A 21,992-nucleotide genomic window follows, 5' to 3' on the forward strand; every position below is an offset into this window, starting at 1 on the left:
GGGAACGGATTTCCAAGCACCCCGACCGGGATGCTAGAGTTTCACTCGTTGCAAGGGCCTGTGGCGCAGTCTGGTAGCGCACCTCGTTCGCATCGAGGGGGTCTGGGGTTCAAATCCCCACAGGTCCACCGCAGGGCCGTTCACGGGTTCATCCCAGAACGGTTCACGAGATCCCGGTCAGACGGTCATCGTCTGACCGGGATCTCGTCGTTTGAGCTCCTGCTTGTGTGAAAGTCAGCCTGCCGGGCCGCTGGGAAGCGCGGCGGTCCGCGTCGGAACGGACAGGGGGTCGGGATGCGGACATGCCGCAGGGACCGCAGGCGTGGAGGCAGGCTCCTGCGGTCTCGCGACGTGCCGATCTTCAATTATCCGGAACGTGCCCGCTCAGGGGCTACGGCTAAGCACCTGAGGGCGGGACGGGACCGTCAAGCTGATCGTCGGGTAGGGCAGAAGGACGTCGTGTGGCTCGAGGTCGAGGCCGGTGATCGCGCTCTGCTTGCTGGCTGCCAGGTACTGCTCGAGTTCCTTGATGTTGTGGACCATGACGGTGATGGCGGACAGGAGGGTCTGGGCGACGCGACCACGGGGCTGACGTCTCTCCCGGGCGTGCAGGGCGGAGTCGACGGACTTCAGCCGCCCGTTGCCACCTTCGATGTGAGCCCGCAGCGTCTGGTAGGCCAGGGCCCAGGAGGGCGTTTGCCAAGGCAGTTCCTGGCGCGTGCGGGGCATGACGTGTGCCTGCACGGTGACGGAAGACTGGCGGCAACATTTGGGGCGTTCGGCGAGCGGCAGGGTTGGGGGCTCTACAGTGGGCCGGCTCGCGGGGTGCGCGGTGCGCTCCCGGTGGGCATCGAGGTTGATGACGACCGGTACGGGCTCCCTCTTCGGCGGTGCGCCGCGGCCCTCACGCTCCTGTGCCCAAGGGCAGTTGAGCTTGGTGATGGGGCAGGCGAACCGCTCGGTTCCGCGATCGTCGAGTGTGTCCTTGCGGGTGAGCGCGTACGTCTCGATCTCCTGCAGCCGCTCTCGGAGCGGGATGCGTTCACGCTCGTTCTTGGCGGTGCGGATCTGCGAGTACAGGTCGAGCAAGCGGCGTGGCGTGAGGGGGCAGAAGAGCCGACCGACCTTCGTGATCGCGCCCTGGTGATGGCCTTCCGCCCTGGCGGAGGTGACCTGGGGCCCAGTGAAGTCGAGCACGGGCATGTAGCCGAGGGCACGCATCGGCCGGTGGAAGTTCTCGGGGAGGAGTTTGGTGTAGGCGCGGTCGGCCGCGGTGAAGCCACGGAGCTCTGTGAGCTGCGCCAGCACGGCGCTGACGTAGTGGGCGTGGCGGCCCATGTCCTTCTCCGGCGTATGCAGCACCATGCCGAGGATCAGCTGTGGGTAACGGCCAGCTCGGTCCGGGTCGGCGTGGGCCGCGATGGCGAGCGTGGCGCTGTAGCCGAACTCCCGGTCGCCGCCCCCCTTGTAGTGCCAGTTCGCGCTCGCCTCCAGAGCGGAGCGCTTGCGTGTGTGGGGACGGGCCCAAGTTGGCACGCAGGTGGTGTCGATCGCAGTGTCGCCGCGCCAGTGGCGCATCAGACCTTTCACGAAGGCGATGCGGACCGGGGCGGTGACCAGCCGGTTGGCCAGTTCTTCCAGACGGCGGAGAGCGGGCTGTCCGTGTTCACCGTTCCACTGAGCGGCCACTTTGCGGCCTGCTGCTCTGGGAAGCCGACTGCGGCGCTGGTGCGGTGCAGCGTCCAGCAGTCGGTTCATGCGAGTCCAGGCGCGGTGGAAGCGGTTGTAGAGCGCGTTGACCGCGTCCTGGTCCTCGATGTCACAGGTCGGAATGGCGAGGTGGGCGCGCAACCGCTCGCTGGTGCCGAACGTCATGATCTCGAAGGCATCGTCGAGGTTGCCGCTGGTCCTCTCGTAGCTCGCGCAGACCAGACCGAGCAGAACCAGACGGACGGGGTACCCGGGCGGGCCCGGCAGCCCTGCAAACTGGGCCTCGATCATCTTAACGACGCCGCTCTGATGGAGCGCGCGCCGAAGCTTCATGATCTTGCTGTCGGCCATCTTGGACGGCTCGTGTGAGCGCGGGTACGGGCGGCGGGGGCGGCCGTTGCCAGGTTGGTAGCGGGGGTCATCGGCGGGCGTTCTCATGCCGAGCCGCGCAGCATGCGGGCGGTGGCCGCGGTGGTGAGCGGGGGGACCGATGCCCGGTAGGGGGCCAGGGCGGCGGTCGACTTCATGCCAGCCGCCCTGGCGATGACATCTTCTGGGACACGTTGGCGAAGGAGCTCAACGATCCAGGTGCTGCGCAGCCGGGCCAGCTTCAGTTCGGGAAGCCCCGATGCACCCTTCAACGTCCGCTCGGCCCAGTTGGACACACCGTTCTTCGGGTCGTCGACCTGGCGTTGGGGCAGGAACAGGTATCCGTCACCTGCGGCACACGCCCTTGCGGCGAGAGACTCCTCCCACATCGCTCGGCAGACCACCAGCCGATCGCTGCCCGGTACTGCGACGACCACCGCCTCCGACGGCAGCACGGTGATGTCGGTGCCGCGGGTGGCCAGTACCTCGCGGCGTGCCAGTCCGCAGCCGGCGCCGAGGGCCAGCAGGGACAGGGCGCTACCGCCGAGGGTGGAAGTAGGAGGCAGTGTGCGGGCCCACATCAGGTAGCGGGCGAGTTCCGGCGGGGTATAGGGGGCGGCGCGCTGCCGCTTGGCGCTCATCCGAGGTGTGGGTTGTTGCCCGTACTCCAGCCACAGCAGCGCCTCACGGATACGCAGCAGGATGCTTCGGTACGTCTGGATGGAACTGCCTTCGAGTTTCGTCCGCGCGAGCAGGTAACGCGTCATCACCTCTGGTGCCAGCCAGGCCAGCGGGTCGCGGGCAATGCCGATGCGTTCGGCGTACACAGCGAGTCCGGAGAGCGCGAGCATCAGCTTCGGCACCGGGTACGGGACGGAATCGCAGGTCGCAGCCGCCACCATGCGAACCCCATCGGCGACCAGGGGCCATTCCGATGGTTCCTCCGACGGCTGGTAGCCGAGGATCGCGCCGCTCATGTCCGTCTCCAAAGGAACACACCACGAGTAGTGGCTACACAAATGGCCACCTGTTTCGTGAGTGTGCACTTCGACTGTCAGGAGCGCATGCGCATGACCGGAGGACGAGGCCGCAGTGTGCCGCCGCGGGAGCTGGCTCGGGACCCGGAGAACTGGCCCGAGGCGACGTTCGTTGACCACCCCCAGGCCAGGGTGGTGCAGGCCGTCGCACAGGCTCTGACCAGGCAGATGACCATCCAGGGACTGGGGCTGCGGCGCGTGGCAACTCTCAGCGGCGTCAATCGCCAGGCCGTCGCGAATCTTCTCGCCGGCAGTAGCTGGCCGGATGTGGCGACTCTGAGCCGTCTGGAGGACGGGCTCGGTGTTGGTCTCTACCCGGGTACCAATGATCCGGGATCGATGCATTGCTGAACCTCCGGAACCCGCACGGTGTCTGCGCAGGCAGGATGGATTGGGCTCAGCACGCCACAGGTAGCCCAGCGGTGGGCTACCCTCAAAAATGGCATGCAGAAGCCCCTAACCGGACTCACATGCTCGGTGCCGCCGAGACTGATCCCTTGGCGGCACCACCAATTCACCCTCGTCCACGCCGTGCTGATCCTTCACGACAGTGGACGTGTTGCTAAGCGGCGCTTCCTATTGCTTCACCTCCGTGCCGGCGTACAGGCCTGGTCCAACCTGCTGCAGGTATCCCTTGGTCACCAGGCGGTTAAGCCGGTGACGCATCCGTTCTATTTCTGTTCGAGGTGCGCCCTTGTCGACCAGAGGGATGACGACGTCCTTGGGGCTCATTGGTCGATCTGCCGAGGCCACCAGTGTGACGATCTTCCGGTTCAGCTCCGCCGTAAGTGGGCCAGAGGGCATCGAGGGCTGCTGCTTGCCGAGGCTCGACTCTTCATGCAGCCTGGTGGTTTCTGAAGCGTCATCCATGGAGGGCTGCGGAGAAGTCCCGCCGCCGTTCTTGGGGGGAGGCCCGCTCTCAGTAGCCTGCTCCGGGGGTACCTCTTCGAGGAGCTGGGCTGCAGTACGCCGCGTGATCGCCAGTGCGGCCAACCGCTCCTCCACCTCGGCGATCTCCGCGCGCAGTCGGCTGGCCAGCTCCCGAGCGGCGTGCTCCTCCGCGTCGAGACGCTGAAAGAGCATCTCACTCATGGACTGACTCCACATCAGAAGCTGTTCTTCTAGGCCAGTTGCGCGCAAGCTTTCCGCACCTTGCAAGCAACCCTCACTCTAGAGCCAGCGCATGGCCTTGCGCGGGACCTTGCAAGATTTGGCCCTGCGCAAGAGGCACTTCCCCAGCAAGTCGCATCCGAAGAGCTTGCAGACCTGGCCCGCCGTGGTGACGGCGAGGTTTGCGTGGGCAGACTGGAAGTTGCCGTGCGGCGGACGGTTCGCTCACCCTGTTGCTGTAAGTGGCTTTCAACAGAGGGCGATTGGCCCGCCCGGCGGGCGGGGTTCTGGTTTGAGGTGCGTTGTGGGCAACCGGGGTTCAAGGCCAGCTTGCGTGGATGCCGCGCAGCGCGCCCGCAGTCAGCGAGCCATGCTTGCGGTGGTGGACCAGCCCTACCTCGATGCCCGCGAAGCCGTTCCTTGCCTCGTCGCGGAGATCGGAAATCATCGCGGACAACTGGAGGCCAGCGGCGATCATCTCACCGGGTATCGACGCAGGCGCGGGACCGGGTCGCTCGGTTCTTCTCCAGGAGTGGTGACGGCGGCTCGGCCGAGGAGGAACTGCGCCTTTCCCGCCAGTAGTTGATTGGAACTCGTGAGTCCGGCGACGAACTGGCCGCAGCAGACATCGAGGCTGGGTGGCGCACCCGGTTACGCCGCGGCCTGCAGGATGATCCCGAGGCCACAGCATCAGCGGGGGTGTGCAGCACGGCCCGGTGTTTCAGGGGCAGAGCTTCTCCGGGCTGACGTTCAACCCCGGGGACGGTCCCGCCCGGGCAGGGCGCGGGGGCGGAGCGATGGGCGAGGGCGTCGGGCACCGCCCGGGGGAGCCGCGTGTCAGGAATGAGCCGTCCAGAAACGTCAACGGCTGACATCAGGCGAGCGCCGTCCAGGGTGGCAGCACAAGCACCAACGGCTGTCGACGCTGACGGTTCCTACCTGCGAGCCGTGACAACTCCCGGATAAGGAGCAATTCTTCGGGCAGCGGCGGCCGTGATCTGTTCGGGGGTGAACTCGGCCACCAGGTGATCCAATGCTGCGTTCAGGCGAGCATCGGTGTCAGCCTGATCGCGGGCGATGGCATCCAGCAGCGCCCGCTTCATGTACTCGTCCGGATCCTGCCCGGCGACCGCGGCGGCATCCTGCGCCCTTGAGCACACCTCTTCGCTCACCTGCACGCTGAGCAAATGCATGCCGTTGTCCGCGTACGCGGTCCACAAAGCGTCGATAGGTAGCAGGTTCTCCAGGGCCGCCCAGACACCGCGCAGTGCGGCCTGCCGGTTTGGTGCGCAGATCATGGTCAATAGCCGGACCTGGTCCGCGGAAACCACGAGCGGCAGCCGGCTTTCGCGGCGAGCAGCTTTGAGCTCCTTCTTTACCGTTGGACGGACCAACGTGATCTCGATGGCGTGGAGGGACATACCCACTCCTACTCGTGAGGGAATGATGCCTCCGTCCTCCAGCGAGGGGTTCAGTCGCGGGCGGGTGGCCGTGGAGCAGGCGGAGTCATCGGCCGGAAGAGGCGTGAACCAGATGCGTAACAGCCCATGGCTGGTCTCAGTGAAGGGTGATCGGACCGTCCGGCAGCCACCCGTCGAGGTAGCCGTGGACAAGATCAGTGGTGCTGTCGACGTGTGATTCCTGCAGGACATGGTCCAGGGTCGCGCGCGGCGTCCAGACGGCGGTTGGGCCGGGATGGTCCACAGCGACCGAGGTTGAGGATGGGGAAGACCCGGCGCGAGCGAGAAAGACACGCTCTTCTACTCGTACGAGCGATGGATCATCAGGAGGAGGGGCCCAGCGCCGCCCGACCACTGACCCCCACCGCACGGGTCGGCCAGTGAACCAGCGTGCTGCTACCCGGACAGCGGCTTCTGCGTACGACTCCGAGAGCCTGACATTGGCCTGCGGCAAGGCCCAGTGACCGGAGGCCCAACCGGGATGGTGGAAAAGAGCCACCTGCTCGTCGGCGTCGATAACGACGAGAGTGGCCATGCGGCGGAATCGAGGACCGGGAAGACCCATGAGGACAGCATCGACGTATGGCCAGACAAATAGCCACCTGGGTGGGCTGAAAGGGCTACAGGGGCGAGTCTCAAGCGACCTGGGTTCTGGCGCTCGCGAAGAGGACGCGGTTCGCGTTGCGCGAGGCATAGGGCGCCTGCGGTGCTGGTGCCGCGCTGGATGACATGCGCCCGGGCCCCCTGCGGCGCGGGCGCATGTCGGACGGGGTTACTGCTGGACGAGGCCCAATGCAGTCTCCTTGTCGAGGCCGCCCCAGCTGTCCGGAGTTCGCCACAGGACGTGGACGCCGAAGACGTCGTGGACGGTGTCGGCCGACCAGTCTTCTACCGGCGGTTCGCACAGGACCAGGTAGAGGCCGGTGGCCGGGACGGGGAGCGTGTGGTTGATCTCGAGGAGGCGGGTCGCTCCGGAGCGGAGGTCCTCATACGTGGAGCGGCCGGCCCCCAGAACCTCGTAGATGAAGAGGCCCTCGCTGGTGACGCAACTGACGTCGACGACCGTGGAGTCGGCCGGCTGCAGGTCCGACCACAACAGGGCCGACTTCAGCGCGTGGCGCACAGCCTCGTGTTTCCTGCATGTACGGTCGGCAGCCGCCGACGTCTCCAGGGCGCGCAGGAAACCCTCCTTCGTGGTCGCTGCCTGTGTGGCGGGGACTTCTTCGACGGCGGTCACGGGTTCGGTTTCCTTCTGCTCGGGTTGATGCGCAGCGGTGGTGGGGGTGTTCTCGAAGTCCAGTTCGGCCGCAGCGGCAAGGCGCGCCTTGAGCGTTTCCCGTGCTTCGGCCAGGGCCTGGGTCCAGCCCGAACTCGCAAGGTTCTCCCGGAGTCGACTCACGTCCGGCGCCTCGTCCTTGAGTGCACGGTTCGTGCTTGCCGCGAGGTCGCGCAGCGCGCTCAGCCGGTGCCTGTCCGGAGAACCGAGCACGCGCCGTACGTCCACCCAGTCCGCCTGGTCGCGGCGGAGGACGCGGTTGGCCATGCCCTGGAGCTCGGAGAGGCGGCTGCGGGCATCCTCCGAAACAGTGCCGCCGTCACCGCTGGTCAGTTCGTCGAGAACGCCGAGCGCCGCAACATAGCGTTCCGCCATCCTGGGCGAGATGGGCAGGTGGCCACGCTGGTCGGCTGTGAGCACGCTCTGGTTCGTCTCGTTGGCGAACACCCAGCAGTCCAGGTCCTCGCCCGGACGCGGGGAAACCGAGCCGTGCCGGACGGTCAGGACCAGCGTGCGGTCGATGGCGGGAGACAGGGCCTTGACCTTGTAGCGGCCGCCGGGCCCAGGGCCGATGACCCGGACCCGGATGTCGGCCCCGATCTCGGGGACGTCACCCGGTCCTGTGTTGGCTTCGGCTTCGGTGGGTGGTGGTTCGGTGGTGTCAGCGGTGTTCGTGAGGCTCTCCGGGAGCGGGGAGGTGTGCAGGACGGTCAGGCTTTGCGTGCTGCGGGTGAGGGCGATGTAGAGCTGGCGCAAGCCCGCCGGGCCGCGATCGGCGATGGTGGTGGGTTCGACGACAAGGACGTGGTCGTACTCCATGCCCTTGGCCTGGGCCGCGGCCAGTACGGACACCGCCTCGCGGCTCTGGCCGGTGATGTCGGCACTCTGATCCAGGTGGCGGCTGATCTCGTCGAGCCAGCCTGAGTCGTCGGGGACGATGACGGCCACCGAGCGCAGGGTGTGCCCGTCGCTTGTGCCCACCAGGCGAGTGGCCTGGGCGACGGTGTCGTCGAGGAGCTTCCACGGCTCCGTCGACACGGTTCGTACAGCGTCCTCGCCGGCTTCGCGCACGGCCTGCGGGTAGGGCAGCGCCGGGGCGACCGCACGGGCCAGGGGTGCGACGAAGTCCATGATCTCGGCGGGCACGCGGTAGCTCGTGTTCAGCTGGGCGACGCGCCAGTCGCCGTGGTCGGAGAGGAGGGCGCCGAGGCGGTCCCAGTCCGCGTACGTGTGGGGCCCGGTGGCTTGGGCGAGGTCGCCGAGGACCGTCATGGAGCCGTTCACCGCGCATCGGCGGCGCAGGGAGCGGGCCTGCATGGGGGTGAGGTCCTGTGCCTCGTCGACGACGATGTGTCCATAGCGCCGTGGGGTTTCCCCGGCGATGAGGTACCCGAGTTCTTCGAGGCAGACGCGGTCGTCGAGGGTCCAAGGGTCGTCGGCGGCGGTGGCCGCCCGGGGGCGGTGCAGGGCGGCCTGCTCCTCGTCGGCGAGGATGCTGTCGGCGCACGTGCGCAGGAGGTCCGGCGAGTCGTAGAGGCTCCGGAGCGCTTCCCTGGCGCCCGGTGACGGCCAGACACGTTCGATGAGGCGCTCGACTCGGCGGTTGCGTTCCAGGTCGCGGCGGATGGTGTCGTCGCCGCGGCGGCGCGGGGCAACGGCCATGAGTTCCTGCAGAAGGCGGTCGACGAGCAGGCTGCGGAAGCGGTCGCGCCGATCACGGTAGGCGCCGTCGCCGCCGCGGGCCTCGTCGAGGAGGGTGAGGAGTTCGGAGCGCGGGATGCGCAGGGTCGTGCTGCCTGCTGTGACGGTGAACGCTGCTTCGTCGCCCTCGTAGGAGGGGGCGGTGGTGAGTGTGTCGAGGGCCTCGGCACGGCACTCGTTCTCGACCCGTCGCCTCAGGACGGCCGCCATACGCTCGTCGGACTTCACCAGCCGCGCCTGCGGGGTGTCGGAACCGAGGATCTCGCCGTCCCACAAGCGGGTCAGCTGCACGGCGTTGACGTCGCGGGTGCCGAGGGTGGGTAGGACCTGACCGACGTAGTTGAGGAACCGCTGGTGAGGGCCGACGACGAGAATGTCCTGGGCCTTGAAGTGGTTGTTGTTGACCAGCCACGTCACGCGGTGCAGGCCGACCGCGGACTTGCCGGTGCCTGGGCCGCCCTGCACGACGAGGATGTCGGAGGGTGAACCTGTGACCAGATCCATCTGGTCGCGGCGGATGGTCTCGACGATGTCCCGCATGCTGCCGCTGCGCGAGCGCTGGAGTTCACGCAGGAGGAAGTCGTCGGGTTGCAGCGGCTTCTGGCGCTGGACACGGGTGATGTCGGCAGGTGTGGGGACGGGCGGGCGCGGTGTTCCTCCCGCCCGGGTGACGGTGGCGGGTGCCGCGGGCTGGGCCTCCGGCTCGGCGTCCGCCGGCCGCGGCTGCGGAACGGTGGCGGCGATGGCGATCTCGTCGAAGTAGTCCTCGACGAGATTCCGTACACAGCACAGTTTCCGCCGCAGGAGCACCTCGCCCGGGGCGTCGGGCTGAGCCTCGAACCACTTCTTGGCCAGCGGGCTGGTCCACAGGAGGACCACACGGTCACTGGTCGCGGGGTCGCTGACGCCACGTCGTCCCACATACCAGGGCTTGTGCTCGTCCTGTACATCGATGCGGCTGATGACCAGCGATTCATTGCCGAGTCCGTCGTAGGCCGCGGCCCGCTCCTCGGCCTCGACCCGGTTGGCGATGCTGTCCTTGCCGCTGGCCGAGGCCGAGACGACGGACCCCTCGGTCATTTCGGCCAGTCGCGCGGCGTAGCAGTCATAGGCGCGGTCAACCGCCTTCTGCTCGATGGCGATGGTCTCGTCGCGCGTAACGGTGCCCATGTGTATTCCCCTCCCTTGCAGCACCCGAAGGACGCTGCGACGGGCATACGCCCGTCCCCCGACGGAATAACTATCAGATACCTTCCGATGACAAACAGTCAGAGGGTCAACGCCCCGACCACCTGGCCGACTTCCGTCCGCCAGGTGCGGACCTGGTCGTGCGTGGGGCCGATCTCGTACTGGTGGTAGTGGCATCCCAGGCAGAGGTGCGACCACACGGCGTTGGCGCGGCGCGCGGTCTTCGCCGCGGTGTAGCAGCCCAGGCACAGCATCTTGGCCCGCATCGTGGTGTCGGCGAGCCCTGGCACCGCGGCGTCGAGCACGCGGTCGATGGAGATCTCCAGGGCGGTCCGCAGAGCGAGGGAGGCTCCGCGGTGGCGGCCGGCGGCCGTGGCGCCCGTGCGGGCGGCAAGCAGCTGATCGGCCGTCAGCAGGAGTTCCTCGACCGAGGTAGTGGAAGTGCTCATCACGGGGTCGCCTCCGGCTTGCGCACCTTCTGCGCCATGATCTCGATGTCGTCCACGAAACGGTGAGGGTCGGTGATCTGCGCTCCCGCAGCGTGGGCGCCGTCCTGGCACTGTTTGAGGAGGTCCACCGCACGCGGTCCGCAGAGGGTGCGCAGTTCCCGGTAGACGTCGCCGGTCCGCTCAGCGTCGCCGAACAGGGCCAGGGCCGTGACTTTCATGAGCTTGTCGGCGCCGCCGACGGCGGCCTGCAGCGTGTGCTCGGGCGCGCCGGAACGGTGGTGCCGGATCCAGGCGGCCTCAAGGAAGGCGTTCTCCAGGGCGATACGGCACAGGCTGGGCAGCACGTGGGTGCGTGCCGCCGTCGGCAGGTCACTGGTACTGGCGATGGCTCGCGCGTCGTCGAGCGCCTGCCGTACCGGGTCTGTCACCGGCTTGACCTTCACCTTGGACGACTCGGCCCGCTCGACCTCGAACACCGTCACGGGCAGATCCTGACTCGTGAACGCCCGCTGGAGCCGGGTGTCGTGGGTGAACACGACGACCTGCCGGTGCTCGCCGAGCTCGTGCAGGACCTGGGCGAGTCCGTTGACCTTGGCGGGGTCCATGGACTGCACGGGGTCGTCGATGACGATGAAGCCGAACGGGCTGTCGGCGGTGGCGGCCCTGGGCAGGAACAGGGACAGCGCGAGGGAGTGCTGCTCGCCCTGGCTCATGACGCTGAGAGCCGAGGCTTCCTGGCCGTCGACGGAGACATCCATGACGAGCTTGCGGACAGTGGCCTTCTCGCTGCCCTTCAGGCTCACGGCCTTGAGGTCGATGTTGCTCTCCTGGCGGAGCCGCTCCCAGATCCGCTGCGACTGGTCGGCGAAGCCTTCCATGCGCTGTTCCCGCAACTCGGCGGCCAGCGCCTTGATCCAGGTGCTCGCCTTCCTGATGTCCCGCAGCCGAGGCTTGTTCGCCTCCACGGCACGGGCTCTCCCCGCCCAGCCCGCCAGGCGGATGACGAGCCCGCGCCAGCGTTCGTCCCGCTTCTCCAGCTCCCTGACGGCGTTCTCCTTGACCGCGGCGCAGGCATCGGCCAGGGGCGCGGCGGCCTCGTGGGCGCGCCGGGCGAGCTCGTCGGGATCGCTGATCGTCCGGCAGGCGGTCCAGGCGCGCCACGGGTCGGCGAGGGCGGCGGGGATCCGCGGGGGCGTGTGAACGAGGTCCTGCACGGCCCGCGCGGCCGACCGGAGTTCGCTGCGCGCGCCCGCGGCTGCCTCCGCCTCCTGCCGCAGTGCGGCGATCTGGGCGATGGCGTCCGCAGCCCATGCCGCGTCCAGCATTCCGTCGGTCCCACATACGGGGCAGGAGTCAGCGTCGGGGTGACGGTCGTTGTGCGCCACAGCCCGTTCGAGGAGTTCCGCACGCTGCAGAGCGTCCTCGGTGCCGGTGCCGCGCAGGTCCTCGACGTCGGCGAGAGCTCTGCGCAGGCGGTCCACGGTCGTGCGGACCTGCGCCATCTCGGGTCCCCGCACCTCTGCCTCGGCGCGCAGCCGGGCGAGCAGGCCATCGTCCGTGTCGGCGGGCAGACCGGCGATCAGGGCTTCAACGGTCTCGAAGTCGGGCGTTCCCGCCGTGTCGACGGCGACGAGTGCCTGGACCGCGCGGTCGTCGTCCTCCAGCTCGTACAGGGCCTCCTTGAGGCCCGGCAGCTCCGCCTTCGCCACCTTGTCCGCGTCTTCGAGCGCCTTGGCCTCCTGGCGGAGCCGGCCGTCGGCGGCGCTGAGCTGCCCCAGGCCGAGGATGGTGGCGATGGAGTCGTACATCTCGGAGGGCTTGCCACTGATCATGCGGTCGAGATCGACGTACGACAGGAAGGGCCGGAAGTCCCGCAGGGCCTGCTTCCAGCCCACCTGGTCGAGGGGTGCGCGGCCGTGACCGGGGCGCTTGAGCTCGGCCTGGGAGTCGTCGAAGTCGTCGCCCTCCCAGGTGCGGGTGAGTGTGCTGCGGCCGGTGTCGCCCTCGATGGCGAGCTTGACCTCGATCTCCGGCCTACCGTCGGTGTCGTGGAGGTTGCGCCAGTTGCTGCTGCGCGTCGCGTGCTGCCCCTGCCAGCGCATGTTCACGCCGGTGAAGGCCGTCTCGATGCCCTCGGCGATGCTGGACTTGCCGGAGCCGTTGCGACCCACGACCAGGTTCACGCCGGGCCGGGGGCTGAGCTTGAGCAAGGCGCGCGGTCCGATGCCGCGGAACCGGGCGACGGCGACCGACTCGAGGTAGATCCGGCCGACCGTGGAGGTCCCACCGGTCTCGCTGTCGCCCAGTGCCTCCTTCAGGAGCGTCTTCACGGGCTCGGTGAGTGCCACCTCGCCCAGGCGGGTCCGCACCAGCTCAGCCACGGGCACGGGCTGATCGGCGGGGGTCGGCTGAGCGGGGTCGGCGGGGTGGTCCGCGTTCTGCTGGGGCTGTTCCGTGACGGTCATGTGCTGTCTCCCGGGGGCCGGATGCTGGTTCGGAGGATGGGTCGGACACCGGCACTCAGCCGGTGAGGACGATGCCCCCGTCGTTCGCGTCGGGTGGGCGGCGGGGTTCCTCCGTTGTGCGGCGGTGGTGACTGCGGTCGCGCAGTCCCCGCTTCCACGTGGAAGCGGATCCAGATAAGCACATCACTGAAAGCATCGTCAAACAGCTTGACTGGCTTGACGGGCGCTGTAATGTGTTTACTGTTCACTACCTACTGGCCCGAGAGGAGCAGCACCCCACGCCATGCCCCAGCAGCCCGCAGCTCAACTGCCCACCTCGGCGCACGTGACCGCCGCCGAGATCTCCCGCGTCGCAGGGGTCACGCGCGCCACCGTCAGCAACTGGCGCCGTCGCCACGACGACTTCCCCGCCCCCAGCGGGGGCACGGAGAGCAGCCCGCTCTACGATTTGGCGGCTGTCCAGGCATGGCTGCGGGGGCGCGGGCATACCTCCGCTGCCTCGCCGGCCGAGGAGTTGCGTACGGCGCTGCGTCTGCTCGGGCCCGGGTCGGGTGCGGCGGCGCGGCTGTTCCCTCTGGTTGCGGCCATGTCCCGCCTCACGCCCGGGGAACTGGCCGAACTCGCCACCGCATCCGACGACCAGTTGATCGCCCGCATGGAGAAGGCCGCAGCCCAGCTCCCCGCGGCTGTGCCCGAGGCCGAGCCGGTCCGCTACGGCCCGGACGATGCGGGCACGGTCCGCGCCCTGCTGGGTTGCGTCCGTGAGGCCGGAGCGCAGGCCGCCCTCGATGTCCTCGCTGAGCGCGAGCTGGACGAGGGTGCCGCCAGCGGCGTTTACCAGACTCCGGAGGGCCTGGCTCTGCTCATGTCGCGGCTCCTGCCCGCCGGCGTGGCCCGCGTCCTCGATCCAGCCTGCGGCAGCGGCACTCTCCTCGCTGCCGCTGCCCGGCAGGGCGCACAGGAACTGTTCGGGCAGGACACGCTCCCAGTGCAGGCCCAGCGCAGCGCAGTCGGGCTCCTGCTCGCCGCACCCGGGGCCGACGTGGCGATCCGCGTCGGCGACAGCCTGCGCGCCGACGCCTTCCCCGAGGTCACGGTCGACGCCGTCCTGTCCAACCCGCCTTTCGGCGACCGCGAGTGGGGTCACGACGAGCTGGCGTACGACCCGAGGTGGGCGTACGGGGTCCCGCCGCGCTTCGAATCCGAGTTGGCCTGGGTGCAGCACGCCCTCGCGCATCTGGAGGCCGGCGGCCACGCGGTCATGCTGCTGCCGCCCGCGCTCGCCTTCCGCTCCTCCGGCCGCCGCATCCGCGCCGAGCTCATCCGCAGCGGGGCCTTGCGAGCAGTCATTTCACTCCCGGCGCGTGCCGCGTATCCGCTCCACATCGGTCTGCAGATCTGGGTGCTCCAGCGCCCCGAACCGGGCGGCGCGGACCGTACGCCGGTGCTGTTCGTCGACGGCGAGGGCGAGCAGCGGGACGCCACGACGGGAACGCCTGGCGCGACCGTTGCGGCCACGGCCGGCTTCGGCACACGCGGTGGCTCGCGCCTTGGCCGGTCCGGCTCTTCCTCTTCCGCCGCATCCTCTTCCCCCGGTTCCACCTTCGACTGGGCGGGGCTGACCGGCAGGGTCCTCACCCAGTGGGCCGCGTTCACCGCAGCCCCCGACGCCTACACCGGCGAACCCGGCGTCGCTCGCGCGGTGCCACTCGTCGACCTCCTCGACGACGTCGTCGACGTCACCCCGGCCCGCCATGTGAGGGCGACGGCAGCTGACATCGACCCGGTAGCCCTGGCCCGGCGCGTCTCCGAGCTGCACGGGCAACTGGTCGAGCAAGTCGCTGCCCTGGCAGGCGCCTCCGAGTCCGGCGGCTGGCAGCCGTCCGGGGCGTCAGCCCGTGAGTGGCGTACGGCGACCGTCTCCGACCTGGCGCGCGGCGGAGCCCTGACTGTGCTGCGGGCGGCGACGCCCGGGACGCGAGGCTCCAAGGGCGCCGCCACCCCTGCCACAGACCGGCCGGTCCTCACCGCCCTGGACATCTCAGCCGGAAACCCGCCGTCCGGCGGCGCCGGTGACGTCCACTCGGACGCCACGCAGCCTGTCGCCGCCGGTGACGTCCTCGTACGCGCTGTAGCGGGCGGCGGCGACGCGGCCGCGATGACCCGGGTCGCGGACGACCAGGATGTCGGAGCCCTGCTCGGTCCGAACGTCCACCTCCTGCGCCCAGACCCGGCCCGCCTCGACCCGTGGTTCCTGGCCGGATTCCTCGGCGCCGAGGACAACATCGCCTCCGCGTCCACCGGCAGCACCCTCGTACACGTCACACCGGGCCGCTTGCGCGTACCGCTGCTGCCCTTGGAGGAACAGCGGCGTTACGGGGAGGCCTTCCGCCGTGTGTACGAGCTGCGCGCGGCCGTCCGCCGAAGCGCCGACCTCGCCGCCGACACCGCGGCCACCCTCACCACCGGCCTCACCGCCGGCGTACTCCTGCCACCGGACACCCCGGACAGCAGACCCGGCCGTTCCGGTTGAAACGCCCCACACGTCCCACCGCACACAACCACACTGGACACCTGCCGTCCCACGCCCGGACGGCGCTCTTCGGAAGGAAGCCGGGACCTCTTGAACAGCAGCAAGCACACGGAGCTGGCGAACCACGCCTGGTCCGTCGCCGATCTCCTGCGCGGCGACTACAAGCAGTCCGACTACGGCAAGGTCATCCTGCCGTTCACCGTGCTGCGCCGCCTGGAGTGCGTCCTGGAGCCGACGCGCGACAAGGTCGTCGAGACCGTCACCAGGTTCGCGGGCCAGGAGATCGACACCGACCACTTCCTGCGCAAGGCCTCGGGCCACTCCTTCTACAACAAGAGCGACCTCACGCTGCGAAAGATCGCGGCCGACCCGCAGAACGCGGCGAAGAACCTGCAGATCTATCTCGGCGCCTTCTCCGACAACGCCCGTGAGGTCCTCGACAAGTACGAGTTCAACCAGCAGGTCAGGAAGCTCGACAGCGCGAACCTGCTCTACCAGGTCATCGGCAGGTTCACCGACCTCGACCTGCACCCCAATGTCGTGCCCAACCACAACATGGGCTACATCTTCGAGGAGTTGATCCGCCGCTTCGCCGAGCAGTCGAACGAGACCGCGGGTGAGCACTTCACCCCGCGCGAGGTCATCAAGCTGATGGTCAACCTGCTGGTGGCGCCCGACGCGGACGCCCTCAGCCTGCCGGGTGTCGTCCGCACGGTCATGGACCCGGCCTGCGGCACGGGCGGCATGCTCAGCGCCGCCGACGACCGCATCAAGGCCCTCAACCCGGACGCGACGGTCGAGGTGTACGGGCAGGAGCTCAACCCCGAGTCCTGGGCGATCTGCCGGTCCGACCTCATGATCAAGGGCCAGGACCCGGAGAACATCCGCTTCGGCAACTCCTTCTCCGACGACGGCCACGCCCGCCGCAGGTTCGACTACATCCTCGCCAACCCGCCGTTCGGCGTGGAGTGGAAGAAGGTCAAGGAGGAGGTGGAATACGAGCACAGCTCACTGGGCGACGCCGGCCGCTTCGGCGCGGGCCTGCCGCGCATCAACGACGGCTCGCTCCTCTTCCTCCAGCACATGATCTCGAAGATGAAGCCGGTGGACGTGAACGGCGGGGGCGGCTCCCGCATCGCCATCGTCTTCAACGGCTCCCCGCTGTTCACGGGCGCGGCCGAGTCCGGCGAGTCCAACATCCGCCGCTGGATCCTGGAGAACGACTGGCTGGAGGCAATCGTCGCCCTCCCGGACCAGCTCTTCTACAACACCGGCATCTCCACGTACTTCTGGATCCTCACCAACCGCAAGGACGCGGACCACAAGGGCAAGGTCGTCCTGCTGGACGCGCGCGACCAGTGGCAGAAGATGCGCAAGTCACTCGGCGACAAGCGCAAGGAACTCGGCGACGGGACGAACGGCCGCCCGGACCACATCGGCGACATCACGCGGCTGTACGCGGAGGCGTTGCAGGTCGCGGGCGACCCGGAGCACGCTCTGCACGGCAAGGTCAAGGTCTTCTGGAACGAGGACTTCGGCTACCAGCGCATCACCGTCGAACGCCCGCTGAAGCTGCGCTTTGAGGTGACGGAGGAGACATTGGCGGCCCTGGCGGAGGCCAAGCCGGTGGCCAAACTGGAATGGACTGAGGAGTTCGTCGCGGCGGTGCGTACGTTGCTCGGCTCGTCCTGGACGACGAAGTCCGAGGCGTTCATCGCGCTCAAGGACGCGGTGGTCGCGGCCGGCCTGACCTGGCCGTCGGGAGCGCCGTTCGCGAAGGCGGTACGGGAGACGATCGGCGTCCGGGACCCGGGAGGCGAGGTCCAGAAGATCAAGGGCGCGCCGGAGCCGGACGCGGACCTGCGGGACTACGAGAACGTCCCGCTCGGCGAGGACGTCGAGGACTACCTCAAGCGCGAGGTGCTGCCGCACGTGCCGGACGCGTGGATCGACCACGCCAAGACGAAAATCGGCTACGAGATCCCGTTCACGCGACGCTTCTACGTGTACGAACCGCCGCGGCCGTTGGCGGAAATCGACGCGGAGTTGAAGTCTCTGGAGGCGCAGATTCAGGCGCTGTTGGGTGAGGTGACCGAATGACGGTTCCCGCCAACTGGCAGACTCTCCGAGCTCGCTTCGCTTTCTCGCGTCGCGACGTACGAGGCGCTGAGGCCCCGTTGGCCTCCGCAACCAAAGATGGTGTCATTTTGCGAAGCGACCTGGACTTCGCGGTATGGAACCCGGACTCCAACGTAAGTAACTACAAGCTCGTTGAGTCAGACGACTTCGTCATCGGCCTGCGGTCCTTCCAACACGGGATTTCGCACTCCTCCGTGCGGGGCATCGTGAGCCCCGCATACACAGTTCTGCGGTCAGGAGATGACTTGGATCCGAGGTTCTTCAAGCACTATTTCCGATCCAGCCTGCTCATCTCTCATCTGGCGAACATTACCCAGGGGATCCGGCAGGGTCAGGCAATTGACATTGAGGCCTTCGATAACCTCTCGATGCCTGTGCCCCCGCTTGAGGAGCAGCGCCGCATCGCCGACTTCCTCGACGCCGAGACCGCCCGCATCGACGCACTAACTAGGGCATACGTCCGACTAAACAAACTGGCATCCGAGCGGTCACAGTGCGTGATCGACTCGGAGATCGAGAAACACCGAAAACTCACTCCATTTCGTTACCTGGTGCGCTTCCGCGAAGGACCCGGAATCATGGCTGTAGACTTCCATGATGATGGAATCCCGCTGATTCGAATTTCGGGTCTTCATCGTGGCAAAGTTACGCTGAATGGATGCAACTTCCTCGACCCGGAAAAGGCGGCCCGCCAGTGGTCTCAGTTTCGCCTGAAGTTGGGTGACCGGCTGATTAGTGGCAGTGCCACGATGGGCGGAGTTTCTGTAGTGAAAGACCCGGCTGTTATCGGGTCTATTCCCTACACCGGCTTGATTATTCTGCGTCCCGCTCGGCAAGACGTAGACATGACGTACGTAGAATCATTCCTTCGCTCATCTCTCTTCTCCCGTCAAATCGACGTGTTGAAGACGGGGGCCGCGATGCAGCACTTCGGCCCCACTCACCTATCGCAAATTCAAGCCCCGCTGCCGTCCCCCCACGAGCAAATGCGGATTGTGCACAATGTGCAGGATGCACTCAGCCACGCCAGTCGATGCGAAGATCTCGTCAACCGGCAGCTGGCCTTGCTCGCCGAACGCCGCCAAGCCCTCATCACCGCCGCCGTAACCGGCCAGTTCGACGTCTCCACCGCCAGCGGGCGCAACGTAACGGACGGAGTGAGCGCGTAGCCATGAGCCCCATCCACACGGAGGCCGCCTTCGGCGATGCCATCGTCGCCGCCATGGTCGAGCGCGGCTGGCGCGAGGCTCGCCCGCAGGACTACCGGGCCGATCTCGGCCTGGACACCAACGAGTTGTTCACCTTCATCGGCGCGACCCAGCCCGAGGAGTGGAGCGAACTGCTCACCGTCTACGGCAGCGACCCAAACGAGGCGCAGCGCGGGTTCGCCGGCCGGCTCGACCAGGCCATCGCCACCAACGGGCTCCTGGACGTGCTTCGCAACGGCGTCAAGGACCGCGGCGTCCTGCTCCGCGTCGCCTACTTCAGGCCGAACCTCGTCGCCCACGACTCCGTCCTCGACGGCTACCGGGCCAACCGCCTCACCGTCGTCCGCGAACTCGAGTACGCGACGAAGCAGGCCGACTGGGGCAACCGACTCGACCTCGCCCTCTTCCTCAACGGAATCCCCGTCGCAACGGCCGAGTTGAAGAACCCGCTGACCAAGCAGGGGGTGGAGCAGGCCAAGGAGCAGTACCGCACCGACCGCGACCCGACCGAGCTGATCTTCACGCGCCGCGTCGTCGCGAACTTCGCCGTCGACCCGGATCTGGTCTTCGTCGCCACCCAGCTCAAGGGCAAGAACACCCGCTTCCTCCCCTTCAACACCGGCTCCAACGGCCCCGGCCAGCCGGGCGGCGCCGGCAACCCGGCCCCCACCGCCTACGGCACGTACGCGACCTCGTACCTCTGGGAGCAGGTCTGGCAGCCGGACAACTGGCTGGACCTGCTCCAGAGGTTCGTGCACCTGCAGAAGAACAAGACGCCCGGCGGCGGCACCACCAAGACGATGGTCTTTCCCCGGTTCCAGCAGTGGGACGCGGTCAAGAAACTCACCGCGCATGCCGCCACGCACGGCGCGGGCCACGACTACCTGGTCATGGCCTCGGCCGGCTCGGGCAAGTCGAACACCATCGGCTGGCTCGCGCATCGGCTCAGCGACCTGCACACCCCGACCGACCCGCGCGAACTCGACCCCGAGGTCGTGGCCAAGGGCCTCAAGCCGGGCGTGCCGGTCTTCGACAAGGTCATCGTCATCACCGACCGCCGCAACCTGGACGCCCAACTCCGGGAAACCGTCGGCAACTTCGAGCAGACCGCAGGTCTTGTCGTGAAGATCGACGAGAAGCACGGGGCGAAGGGCGAGCAGCTCGCCAAGGCGTTGTCCCGCGACACCGGCAAGATCGTAACCGTCACCCTGCACTCGTTCCCGGCGCTGATCTCGTACATCGAGCGCAACCCCACCGAGATCCGGGGCAGCCACTTCGCGATCATCGTGGACGAGGCGCACTCCTCGCAGTCCGGCGACGCCGCCAAGGATGTACGGGCCGCCCTGCGCGACCTCGGCCTGGACTCCGACTCGGACGACGCGGGCGCGACCACGGTCAAGGCCTCGGCAGGCGCCACCCTCGACGAGCAGCTCAAGAAGCGGGCCGAGCAGCGCTCCCGCGCCGCGAACCTCTCCTACTTCTCGTTCACCGCCACGCCGAAGGCCAAGACCCTCGAACTCTTCGGCACGCTCCAGGACATCGACGGCAAGGCGACCTACCGGCCCTTCCACACATACTCCATGCGGCAGGCGATCGAGGAGGGCTTCATCCTCGACCCGCTGCGCAACTACGTCACGTACAACACGTACTGGAAGCTGGTGAACCAGAACCCCGACGAGCGCGAGGTCGACCCGTCGAAGGCGAACGGCCTGCTCGCCCGGTACGCGCTGACCCATGACTCCACCGTCGCCCAGCACGCCCAGGTGATCGTGGAGCACTTCGTGGCGCACAGCCGGGGCCGTCTCGGCGGGCGGGCCAAGTCGATGGTGGTGACCGCGTCGCGGCAGTCCGCCGTGCAGATGGCCCGCGCCATCAAGAGCTACATCAAGGACCGGGACTACGACACCAAGTACCCCGACCTGGGTGTCCTCGTCGCCTTCTCCGGCTCGCTCACCGTCGACGGCGAGGAGACCACCGAGCCGAAGGAGAACGGCGGGTTGTCGGAGAGCGCGCTGCCGAAGGCGTTCGCGTACACGCGTGCCGACGACAAGGCCGCCCGAGCCGGCGGTGCGGGCCAGCGCGAGTACAGGATCCTCGTCGTGGCGGAGAAGTACCAGACCGGCTTCGACCAGCCGCTGCTGACGACGATGTACGTCAACAAGACGCTGACCGGCATCTCCGCTGTCCAGACCCTGTCCCGGCTGAACCGGATCGCTGAGCGCAAGTCCCAGGCGGACCTGGCGGTCCTGGACTTCGTCAACGACGCCGACGACATACAGGAGTCCTTCCGCCCGTACTTCGAGGAGGCGAACACCCTTCCCTCCGACCCCAACCTGCTCTACACCGCGCAGAGCCGGGTCATGCAGGCGCCGATCCTGTCCGGACAGGAGATGGACGAGTTCGCCGCCGCGTACTTCGCCGCCAAGGAGAAGGCGGCAGGCTCACAGTCCAAGTGGGAGAAGCTGCACGCCGAGCTGTACCGGCTGCTTTCCCCCGCCGTCGCCCGCTTCACGCCCCTGCTCGAAAGCGAGGACGAGGACGACCAGGAGACGGCGGAGGGCTTCCGCGCCGACCTCAACGACTATGTCAGGAAGTACGGCTTCCTCGCGCAGATCGTCCCCTACAGGGACGCCGAGCTGGAGCGGCTGCACCTCTACGGCCGCTACCTCCTCAACCGGCTGCCGCGCCGCGCGGACGGCGGCGTGGACATAGGCGAGGTCGACCTCAGCCATATGCGGGTGGAGAAGACCGGCGAGTACGACGTCTCCCTCACCGCCGAGGGGCCGACGACGATGCAGGGCTTCGGCGACGGCTCGGGCGGCGCGAAGGAAGCGGAGAAGTCGCTGCTCTCGCAGCTGATCGACAAGTTCAACGAACGCTTCGGCACCGAGTTCACCGAGCAGGACGTCATCCGCCCGTTCGAGGAGGCCAAGGCCGACCCGAAGGTGCGGGCGGCGGCCGTCGTCAACGACGAGGACAACTTCGGCCTCGTCTTCGACAACGTCTTCGCGGACAAGATGGCCGACCACATCGACACCATCGCGGGCATGGGCCGCCAGTACTTCGGCCCCGACAAGGGCTTCAAGTCCAGCCTGGACCGCAGCGCCCGCAAGGCCGCCTGGCGGATGATCCGCCGTGAGGAGGGCCTGGACGACGACGTCTGATGCGTACGCCTCGGTTGGATATGCCGGCCGGGGCATCCTTTGAAGGACATCGCGAGCAGGTCGAGACTGTCGAGGCGCGGCGCGCCCTGTTGGAGCGGCGCAACGCTCCTCGGCAATGCGGCGATAGAGCAGTCGCGGCCATTCCTTGTCTGGCCCACCGCGAGACCGAACCCGTGGAAGTCA

The 21,992-nt window shown here is 67.9% G+C and carries 13 protein-coding genes and 1 tRNA gene; 6 read left to right on the forward strand and 8 right to left on the reverse strand.

Annotated elements, in window-relative coordinates:
- Positions 1–54 precede the first annotated feature (54 nt).
- Positions 55–128, forward strand: a tRNA-Ala gene (locus tag K3769_RS13585).
- Between the two features lie 256 nt (positions 129–384).
- Here K3769_RS13585 and K3769_RS13590 read toward each other — a convergent pair.
- Positions 385–2,061 carry a hypothetical protein gene (locus K3769_RS13590; protein ID WP_267026690.1) on the reverse strand — a complete coding sequence of 559 codons (1,677 nt, stop codon included), beginning with the start codon at positions 2,059–2,061 and terminating at the stop codon, positions 385–387.
- 83 nt (positions 2,062–2,144) lie between these two features.
- Positions 2,145–3,056 carry a site-specific integrase gene (locus K3769_RS13595; protein ID WP_267026691.1) on the reverse strand — a complete coding sequence of 304 codons (912 nt, stop codon included), beginning with the start codon at positions 3,054–3,056 and terminating at the stop codon, positions 2,145–2,147.
- Between the two features lie 93 nt (positions 3,057–3,149).
- Here K3769_RS13595 and K3769_RS13600 point away from each other — a divergent pair, with 93 nt between their 5' ends.
- Complete coding sequence (locus K3769_RS13600) at positions 3,150–3,467, forward strand: helix-turn-helix domain-containing protein (protein ID WP_266828538.1); 318 nt, start codon at positions 3,150–3,152, stop codon at positions 3,465–3,467.
- Positions 3,468–3,692: 225 nt separating this feature from the next.
- Here the strand turns inward: K3769_RS13600 and K3769_RS13605 are convergent, their stop codons facing one another.
- The 6 genes from K3769_RS13605 to K3769_RS13630 all read right to left on the reverse strand — a co-directional run bounded on the left by K3769_RS13605 (position 3,693) and on the right by K3769_RS13630 (position 12,765).
- Positions 3,693–4,208, reverse strand: a complete 516-nt coding sequence (locus K3769_RS13605) for a hypothetical protein (protein WP_267026692.1) — start codon at positions 4,206–4,208, stop codon at positions 3,693–3,695.
- Between the two features lie 337 nt (positions 4,209–4,545).
- The gene (locus tag K3769_RS13610; RefSeq protein WP_267026693.1) at positions 4,546–4,704 is read right to left on the reverse strand and encodes a hypothetical protein; all 159 of its coding nucleotides are present in this window, start codon (positions 4,702–4,704) and stop codon (positions 4,546–4,548) included.
- A 457-nt stretch (positions 4,705–5,161) separates the two neighbouring features.
- Positions 5,162–5,647: a hypothetical protein gene (locus K3769_RS13615; protein WP_267026694.1), complete on the reverse strand. Its 486-nt coding sequence runs from the start codon at positions 5,645–5,647 to the stop codon at positions 5,162–5,164.
- Between the two features lie 811 nt (positions 5,648–6,458).
- Positions 6,459–9,833, reverse strand: a complete 3,375-nt coding sequence (locus tag K3769_RS13620) for a HelD family protein (protein ID WP_267026695.1) — start codon at positions 9,831–9,833, stop codon at positions 6,459–6,461.
- Between the two features lie 98 nt (positions 9,834–9,931).
- Positions 9,932–10,300 carry a hypothetical protein gene (locus K3769_RS13625; RefSeq protein ID WP_267026696.1) on the reverse strand — a complete coding sequence of 123 codons (369 nt, stop codon included), beginning with the start codon at positions 10,298–10,300 and terminating at the stop codon, positions 9,932–9,934.
- A complete protein-coding gene (locus K3769_RS13630; protein ID WP_267026697.1) occupies positions 10,300–12,765 on the reverse strand; it encodes an AAA family ATPase in 2,466 nt (821 codons plus the stop codon). Before K3769_RS13630 ends, K3769_RS13625 begins: the two co-directional genes overlap by 1 nt.
- A gap of 283 nt (positions 12,766–13,048) precedes the next feature.
- Between K3769_RS13630 and K3769_RS13635 the strand changes: the two genes are divergently transcribed.
- The 4 genes from K3769_RS13635 (at position 13,049) to K3769_RS13650 (ending at position 21,809) form a co-directional block, all read left to right on the forward strand.
- Positions 13,049–15,298 carry an N-6 DNA methylase gene (locus K3769_RS13635; RefSeq protein ID WP_267026698.1) on the forward strand — a complete coding sequence of 750 codons (2,250 nt, stop codon included), beginning with the start codon at positions 13,049–13,051 and terminating at the stop codon, positions 15,296–15,298.
- Positions 15,299–15,388: 90 nt separating this feature from the next.
- On the forward strand, positions 15,389–17,398 hold the full coding sequence (locus tag K3769_RS13640; RefSeq protein WP_267026699.1) for a type I restriction-modification system subunit M: 2,010 nt from the start codon (positions 15,389–15,391) through the stop codon (positions 17,396–17,398).
- Complete coding sequence (locus K3769_RS13645; RefSeq protein ID WP_267026700.1) at positions 17,395–18,606, forward strand: restriction endonuclease subunit S; 1,212 nt, start codon at positions 17,395–17,397, stop codon at positions 18,604–18,606. Before K3769_RS13640 ends, K3769_RS13645 begins: the two co-directional genes overlap by 4 nt.
- A gap of 2 nt (positions 18,607–18,608) precedes the next feature.
- The gene (locus K3769_RS13650) at positions 18,609–21,809 is read left to right on the forward strand and encodes a type I restriction endonuclease subunit R (RefSeq protein ID WP_267026701.1); all 3,201 of its coding nucleotides are present in this window, start codon (positions 18,609–18,611) and stop codon (positions 21,807–21,809) included.
- Positions 21,810–21,992 lie beyond the last annotated feature (183 nt).

It is taken from the genome of Streptomyces ortus (assembly GCF_026341275.1).
Lineage (GTDB): Bacteria > Actinomycetota > Actinomycetes > Streptomycetales > Streptomycetaceae > Streptomyces > Streptomyces ortus.